This is a genomic window from Skermanella aerolata KACC 11604 (genome assembly GCF_000936425.1).
Lineage (GTDB): Bacteria > Pseudomonadota > Alphaproteobacteria > Azospirillales > Azospirillaceae > Skermanella > Skermanella aerolata.
The window spans coordinates 1-4,489 of the sequence record NZ_AVFK01000121.1; the positions used below are offsets into that span (position 1 = coordinate 1).

Consider the following 4,489-nt stretch of genomic DNA (forward strand, 5'->3'; position numbering starts at 1 on the left):
CTATCGCAGCTGAGAGGGTGGTCAATGAGCAGGGGGAACCCTGAAGCGGATCCTGCAGCAACGTGTCGGCTGTTCGAGGTTGCCGGATTTCCCCGACCGGTCGTCTGCTGGAATCCGGATCCGGCGACCTTGCCGGCGCCGCAGCTCACCGCGATCGGCACCTTCTGGAGTAACCTTGTCGCCCAAGAGGGCCAGCCCGATCCGGCGCACATCGATCCGGCGGCGTTCGTCCCGGCCCTGGGCTACCTGATGCTGCTCGAGCCCGTCGACGACGGCCGGGATTTTCACTACCGCCTGTACGGCACTCAGATCGCGCGCTGGTCCGGTCTGGATCTGACCGGGCAGCGGGTGTCCGAGATCACGGGTGCGGGCGTGCGCCCCCATGTCCAGGCCTTCTTCATGGCGGGTTACCAGGCGGTTATGGCGCGCCGGCAGCCACTCTACTCGGCTCATGTTCCGCCGGCCGAGCGCACCACGACCACCTGGCACCGGCTGATCCTGCCGTTCTGGGACACGGCCGCCGCAGTGAGCCGCCTGCTGGTCGGCAACGTACCGCTACCGAAATGTCCTTCCGGCGTTGGGCCACTGGCGTGAGCCCATTGGGTGCCTTGAAACAAACGACACGGAAGTCCCATCATGTAAATCGGTGCATCGTCAGACCTCCGATCAGCGCCCAGGGCAGATCCCGGCAGGACAGGTGAATTACCAATTCAAACATCGATTTACGCCGCGTTGAGTGGGGTCCGGGTTCAAAGCGGGACATCCCCGTTCCTTCCGATCTACCAGTTCGCGGCCGAGGACAACACCAAGATCAACCACCTCGAAGACTTCGCCGATCAGTTGCTCGCCAAGTGCATGCTTGGCCAGATGATCGGCAAGTACATGGTCCCCATTGCGAAGGAGCAGAAGCTTCTGATGATGCGCCCGTACCAAATCTACGCCGTCAAGGCGATCCGTCGTCTGGATGAATCCGCCATTGAAAGGGCAAAACAACCAAGTCTAATTCACCACTCCGGCTGTCTTATTATCGTTGACACATTCCGTAGCGGTTGCGGCGGAAGCCACTGAGAAGGCAATGTAGCCTTTCTTGGCTATGCGAATGAGCTAACCGACAAATAGATTGAACTAGAATAGTGGAAGGTTCTTAAGGCACCATCATGAATAGCTTTTCCTTAACGCCCACACTCGTGCGTGAACTTGGATATCTGTTGAACGGTAATCAACACAATGGTTGGGTCGATCGGACAGCCGAGTTTCTCGGAGTTTCGCCACGAACCGTTGAAGCTTGGGCAAGAGGTGAGCGGGAGTGTGAGGGGCCACCAGCACTACTCATGGCTCATCTAGCGAGCATGGTTACTCAAGGAACTTATTTAGATGTTTCTATCGATAAAATTGAGCGAATGGTTGAGCGCTATGGAAGAAAAACATCCCTTGATCTTGATCATCCAGAGGTGCGGAGAAGCATTAGGTCCGTCATCAAACTGAATTCTAGCATCAAGAAAATAGCCCAGGATCTTGCGATAGATAGGTCCGCCTTATCTCGCTGGCTCTCTGGAGAGAATGCCTTGGGGATCGATGGAGTATCCAAAGTCCTAAATCATATTGGTCTAAATCGCATTGAAGATGAGCCATATGAAGGGCTATGGCGTATAAACTTAAACTGGTATTCTCTTGATGAATCTAGTCAAAACCTTCGAGATGCAATCAAGCTCTTCTTTCCGGCTCCTCCAGCATGTGTGTTAACACAAATAGGCGATCTAAGCGGGCGGTCTGCCAATATGGTAGCAAGGTTAATGTATAAAAAAACAGCACTTACCATCGAAATCAACTTTCCTACTAAGCTTGCTCGTCACAGCCAAGGATTAAGCTGGATTATATCTGCTTTTGACTGGATGAGTTCACTGACGATCTATTGCCCTCTTAGTGGTCAAAGTCAACTTGATGAGGCTAATAGGTTAAACGGATGAACGTTGGCGAAAAATAATTATAGACACGCAGAAAAAGGGGCAGCGATAAACATCGCCACCCCTTCTCTCGATGATAATAGCTTACAACACCAGAGGCTAGAAGTTCAGGCGAGTGCTGACGACCGCAACATATCCTTCGTTGTCGGCTCTAAATCCACTGGTAGTGTTGACGACTTCCTCATCGATATACATCAGGTCGGCCTGGAGCACGAGGCCCGGAGCCACTGTGTAAGCGACACCACCACCATAGGTCTTGTAGTCCTCCGCATAGGTAACGAAGTCACTCTTGGCACCTTCAGCATCGGCATAGGTCACACCGATAGCGAATGGACCAGCCGTGTAGCTGGCACCGACGTGCCAAGCAGTCGCGTCGCCAGCTTCGGTGTTCCGGCGAGCACCAAAGTCGTCACCATCGATGTAGCCACCACCGAACTTGAAGCCAGCATACCCGAGCTGAGCACCAGCCTGCCAAGCGAAGAAGTCCTCAAGCTGGGTCGGAGCTGCGAACGGGGGGAACTGACGGTCTTCGCCGCTACCCATGGAGCCTGTGGCACCGAGGGCAACCGAGAAACCGGCGAAGGTGCCGGTGTAGTTTGCACCGAATTCCCAAAAGTCCTTGTAGGAGGGCGTCGTGGTCTTCAGAGCAATAACACTCTGGGCTTCGCTCTGGTTCTGGGTGGCATAGCTGACACCAGCCTGGATACCAGCAAACCGCGGGGTCAGGTACATGATCTTGGTCGAGTCACCCGAGTCAGGGGCCTTCACGAGGCCAAAGAAGGGCTGAGCACCGAACAAAGTACCGCCAGCGTTGACGCTCATGAAGTCGTAAGCGTCGCCGTCAATCTGCTCGATGCCGACCAACGGGGCGTAGATGGCCAAGGTGTCGGCGGCGCCATCGAAGTCACCCAGTTCAATTCGGCCCCAGGTGCCGGACAGATAGACCGAAGCCTCATCTGTGGTGACTGCAGATGTTTGACCATTCTGCAACTCGATCTTAGCACCGTAGAGCAGACCATTGTCGGCCTTGCCGTCGGCGCGGACGACGACCTCCGACTCCAACTGGAACTCTCGGCTGGTGCGGCCGGGAACATCGTCGTCATAGTACGCACCGAAGAACTCGGTGTAGCCGCCAAGGGAGACGGTGATCTGCGCCTGAGCAGACTGCGCGTACAGAGCGGCGGCTGCGATCGCGGTGGTCCCCAAAAGGATCTTTTTCATTCAAGCTACCCCTATAGAGTATTTATTCAACCGACGCAGCCACGATCGTGTCGTCCCCGCTGTCGTCTTGGGGGTATAGATACCTGGAACACCGTCGCTTGCAACAACATCCACCCTCACTTCATGGTCAAAGTCACACACAGTGACAATGATACAACAGCCGACTTTGCGGCGATACCTGCTGGCCCATGCGCATGGATGTCGCATAACGCGGATATCAGGATATGCATATTTTCATTGATTTCGGACAGTTGTGTTCATCGAAACCGGGTCCATCCGCAAACTCGGTGCGGGTAAGTACCTTAGCCAGAGGCTTCCCTGAATTTGGCAGCAAGATCAGTAGCCTTCATGTGGCAACCGAGCGTCCGCAGATGACGAAGCAGTCATATGCACCGAGAATGCGGGTGAACCCGAAACGCAGGGACGCTTTCGCCGAAATACGCAACCGCCAACAAGGACGTTTTCCATGCCGAGAAGGACGCCATCCTGGAGGCCGGGCTGGCACCACGCGCTGGGTGACGGTCGATGACACAGCAGCCCGCCACGCCGGACGCGATGAATACAACACCCACATCGGCAATGACCGCTTCGCCTGGTTCGCTACACGGCCATCAAAGAGCCGCCTGAACTTCCTCGACTTGCTCCGTGCCGGCGATCCTGAGAAGCTGTTTGTGTGCGCCAGGCGAAGCTGGCGCGATCCAGCCGGTGGAAGTCCGGTCCGGGAAGGGGGTAGCGCCCGCCCGGTAGCGAGTGTTGCGGGACCATCGGTGACGATGGTCTTGAAGCGTACACAGCGAGACGACGAGGACTGTATTGAGCTTCGAAAGCTTCTTACCGTGGAGGCCGAGGCGTTACAAACCGCAGCAGGCAACATGTGCGGGACCGTTCTGCGAGGGACCGTCGCTCCACCGGAGTCTGAGACCAGTTCGAGGCGTCAAGGATCGTGTCGGAACCTGGGAGACCTCCGGCCGCCCGCAGCCGCCACGGCGGTCCCGGGTCGGTTCGGGAAGGCGAGGAGCTGAAGCCGGACCGGAAGGTCGGAGGAGTCGGACGGCTGCATAGTACCGATGAAGCCTCGAACAACACCGGCCGACGGGTCGGGGGCGGAGAGCGTGGAGGGAAGGCGGCCGGTCGAAGGAAGGGCAAGGGCCAACGCATGCCCCGGACACAGAGCCGGAACCAGCATGTCCCCGACGTCCTGAGCCCACGGACCGGAACTGGATGGGCCGCCCAAGCCCCGAATGCCGGTCGCGTCTGAGAAGCTGTTCGTAGATGTCAGGCACTGACCTCCTCGATCACCAAGC

4 protein-coding genes are annotated in these 4,489 nt (G+C 56.9%); 3 read left to right on the forward strand and 1 reads right to left on the reverse strand.

All coding sequences use genetic code 11. The features are described 5' to 3' along the window. The 3 genes from N826_RS38435 to N826_RS44040 all read left to right on the forward strand — a co-directional run. Nucleotides 1-594, forward strand: a 594-nt coding sequence (locus N826_RS38435; RefSeq protein ID WP_211099511.1) for a PAS domain-containing protein, incomplete at its 5' end; no start/stop codon positions are given. Between the two features lie 138 nt (nt 595-732). Next, complete coding sequence (locus N826_RS45610; protein WP_044437804.1) at nt 733-1,068, forward strand: hypothetical protein; 336 nt, start codon at nt 733-735, stop codon at nt 1,066-1,068. An 89-nt stretch (nt 1,069-1,157) separates the two neighbouring features. Next, on the forward strand, nt 1,158-1,967 hold the full coding sequence (locus N826_RS44040; protein ID WP_147041355.1) for a hypothetical protein: 810 nt from the start codon (nt 1,158-1,160) through the stop codon (nt 1,965-1,967). A 96-nt stretch (nt 1,968-2,063) separates the two neighbouring features. Here the strand turns inward: N826_RS44040 and N826_RS38445 are convergent, their stop codons facing one another. Further along, nucleotides 2,064-3,185 (reverse strand): porin, encoded by a 1,122-nt coding sequence (locus N826_RS38445; RefSeq protein ID WP_044437806.1) that lies wholly within the window; start codon nt 3,183-3,185, stop codon nt 2,064-2,066. Between the last annotated feature and the right edge of the window lie 1,304 nt (nt 3,186-4,489).

Coding starts and splice junctions, on each gene's coding strand:
- N826_RS38445 (WP_044437806.1), bottom strand. CDS start 3,185: ATGAAAAAGATCCTTTTGGGGACCACCGCGATCGCAGCCGCCGCTCTG.
- N826_RS44040 (WP_147041355.1), top strand. CDS start 1,158: ATGAATAGCTTTTCCTTAACGCCCACACTCGTGCGTGAACTTGGATAT.